Below are 3,382 nucleotides of genomic sequence, written 5' to 3' on the forward strand. Positions count from 1 at the left end.
TACTCCCCCACCCCGGCCTCCTCCGCCCTCAGTCGAACCAGCGGTCCCGCGCCAGCTCCTCGGTCCGCGAGGGATCCTCCAGCAGCGCCGCCACCTCGAAGCGGCGCGGCCACTGACCCGCCGCCCAGGCGAGACCGGCCGCGACCCCCTCCACGGTCGCCGCGTGCACCGTGCCGTCCGGCGTGCGACGCCAGTCCAGCTCCACGCCGCCCGCGACCAGTTCGTCGTACTCGACGTACGTCTCCGGGGTCGCCGCCCCGAGCAGGATCCGCACCGACTCCGGCACCGCGTGCTCGACGCCCTCCCCCACCGGCTCCACGGCCGCTGTCTCGCTCAGCCGCCGCACCTGGAACAGCTCCGCCAGATCCGCCGCCCTGCGCGGCTGCACCGGCAGCAGCGCCACACCGGCGGCCAGCGGCAGCAGGTCCGGCGCGTCGGCGACCACCGCGTCCGCCGCGTCGACGACCACGACCTCGCCGTCCACCACCGCACGCAGCTCGTCCGGGAGCGTCACCTGATCCGGATCGAGATCGGCCAGCGCCCCGTACAGCGCATGCAGTTGGGCCGGGGAAACGGTCCTCTCCGGGTCCGCGAGCCGGTCGAGCAGCTCGGCCGCCCCGCCCGGCTCCTCCAGGAGGGCACCGACGGAGGTCCGCACCCCCAGCGCCCGCAGCACCTGCTCGTCCCCGAAACCGGACGCGTCCGCCGCGTCGTACAGACCGACGAGGAGCGGATCACCGCCCTCCGCCCGCAGCCCGGCGGGACGGCGGCCGTCGAGCACCGGATGCCCGCGCAGCCACCACGCCGTGTACGAACGGACCGTCTCCGTCGTCCCGTCCGGCAGCAGCACCCGCAACGACTGCGTCAGCGCGTCCCGCAGCGGCGGACGCGACAGCATCGCCAGCGCCTGCGGCCAGCAGTCGTCGTCGACCAGGTCGAGATCCCGCACGGCGACGATCTCGGTCGCCACCGGCGGCACCGGCGTGTCGGGCAGCCGGTCCAGCACGTCCTCGCACCACACGTCCACGGCGTCGAGCAGACCCGCGTCGTCCGGCTCCGGGAAGTCGCCCTCGCGGGGCTCCAGCTCATCGGGGTCGAGCACGACGTCCGTGGCGCGCACGAGAGCGAACGTGGCGAGCACACCGCACGCGGCGAGCGGCTGCTCGCCCCAGCGGTCGGCCAGCTCCTGGTCCGTGAGCGCGAGTTCGCCGTCCCGCATGACCCGGGCGAAGTCGCTGCCGGGCAGCACGAGCTCACCGGCCGGGGCGAGCTCGCCGTCCTCGTCGGGCAGCGCGAGCGCGGCCAGCCACGGCTCGTCGCCCGGCGCGAGGTTCGCGTCCCGCACGAGAGCGAGCACGACGTCCGCCAGCTCCTCGGCGTCCAGCGCCTCCTCGTCCCACGTGTCGTCGTCCAACGACGCGGCGACGGCGGCACGGACCTGCGGCGTGGTGAGGACGGCGCGGGGCGTGGCGGGCAGCGCGCCGAGCTTCTCCAACAGCGGGTGGGCGGCATCCGGATGGGCGATCTTCAGCCCGAGCCGGGCGAGGGAGGCGGGATCGACCTCGCTGCCGGGCCCGTCGCCGGAGGTGGGGAGCAGGACCTGGCGGGGGCCGATGGTGGTGCGGGCGGTGCGGGCGCCGGAACCTCCAATGTCCTCGACGACGGCACGTGGGTGGTCCGGGTCTTGACGGTCCGGGTCCTCATGGCCCAAGCCCTCATGGCCCAGGTCCGCATAACCCCGCGAAGGCGTCGGCCCGCCCGCCAGCGGCACCGGCAGCCCCGAGAGCCGGTCGGGGTCGACCCCGGCCAGGGTGTCGTACAACCGCCGCCACCAGCCGGGTTCCTTCTCCAGACCCGCGAGACGGTCCACCGCCTCCGTCAGCGCGACCCGGGCGACGCCCAGCGTGCGCAGCTCGGCGCGGCGCTCCAGGCCCGCGGGCAGCAGACAGGGCAGCACCTCGGCGAGGACCCGGACCGTATCGGCACCGGCGCCCTCCACGACCTCCGCGTCACGCGGCCGCAGCGCCTCCGGCAGCTCGTCCTCGTCGCCCTCGGCGCGGGGCAGGGCGGGCGGCAGGAAGGCGGTACGGGGCAGCCGGCCAAGGATGCCCTGCCGCAGCGCGCCGTCCAGCTCGCTCTGGCCGAGCGGCCCCGGCACGAGGGCGATGATCCCCTCGGTGACCGGCCGCCAGTCGGCGAGCAGTTCGACGTACGCGTCCGCGGCCCGCTCCACCAGGAAGTCGGTCAACGGACCCGGAGCGGCATGCCGCCGCGCGGTGTCCAGCGGAAACGACGCGATGAGCAACGCCGGTACGCCCAACGGCTCGTCGCTCGGCGTCGGCGCGTGCACGACGGGGCTGGTGCGCGGCCGCTCCGGGGCGCCGTCGCGTCCCGTGGGCACGGCCCACGTGACCGACCAGTGCGGGCGCAGCCGCTCCTCGACGGGCCGGTCCTTCAGGAGGGCGGCATCCAGCGGCCCCTGCCTGCTGACGGTGCGCCAGCGGGTCGTGCCGTCGCGGCTGTCATCGATCACGGTGTACGGGGCCTCGGCACGGCGACGCAGCGTGCGCGTGGTCCCGTCCGGGGTCTGGATGCTGACCTCCTCCAGCCCCGGCAGGGCGAGGAGCAGCGCGTCGTCGACGCCGTCGAGCAGCCGGGCCACCAGGTCCTCCGCGGCGGCGTCGCGCAGCGGCAGGATGACGACCGTGTCGTAGCCCTCAGGGGCGGTGCCCTCGGCGGCGAAGGGGAGACGGAGCAGCGGCACGTGGCCGTCACGCCGTCGTACCTCGTCCCCGAGGCCCGGGCTGAACCTCGCGGTCTCCGCGGCCAGTTCCCGTGCCTCGGACAGCGACCAGCGGACGCCGCCGGTGCGGCCGACGACCGCGGGCTCGTCGGAGACGGCGAGGACGGCGGCGAAGCCGACGCCGAAGCGGCCGACGGAGCCGTGGGCGGCCTCCCCGGCCGTCCGCTTCGCGGAGGCGCGGAGGGTGGAGAGGGACTCGACCCCGGTGGCGTCGAGAGGAGCGCCGCTGTTGGCCGCGGCGAGGACTCCGCCATGCAGCGTCAACGCCAGCCTGCCCGGCACGCCCGCGCGGGCGGCGGCGTCCGAGGCGTTCTGGGCGAGCTCCACGACGAGTCGGTCGCGGTAGCCGCCGAGGGCGAGGTCTTCCTCGGCGTTGGCGTCCTCGCGGAAACGGGCCGGGGCCGCCGCCCATGCGTCGAGGACTCCGCGGCGGAGGCGGGCGGTGCCGAAGGGATCCGTACCCTCGGCCGCCGGCCGCACGGTCTTGCTCACGGTCGACTGTCTCCTCTGGGGGGTTGGGCAGGTGCAGGTGGGCGACGTGCCTTGCGGGCGAACGGTATCGCGTTCGGGGGGCGGGGT

Annotated in this window: 1 protein-coding gene; it reads right to left on the reverse strand. The window is 75.8% G+C overall.

From position 1 onward, the window contains the following. Positions 1-28 precede the first annotated feature (28 nt). Positions 29-3,295, reverse strand: a complete 3,267-nt coding sequence (locus AOK03_RS38995) for a sacsin N-terminal ATP-binding-like domain-containing protein (protein WP_055570082.1) — start codon at positions 3,293-3,295, stop codon at positions 29-31. Between the last annotated feature and the right edge of the window lie 87 nt (positions 3,296-3,382).

This window comes from Streptomyces atriruber, assembly GCF_001418325.1.
Taxonomy (GTDB): domain Bacteria; phylum Actinomycetota; class Actinomycetes; order Streptomycetales; family Streptomycetaceae; genus Streptomyces; species Streptomyces atriruber.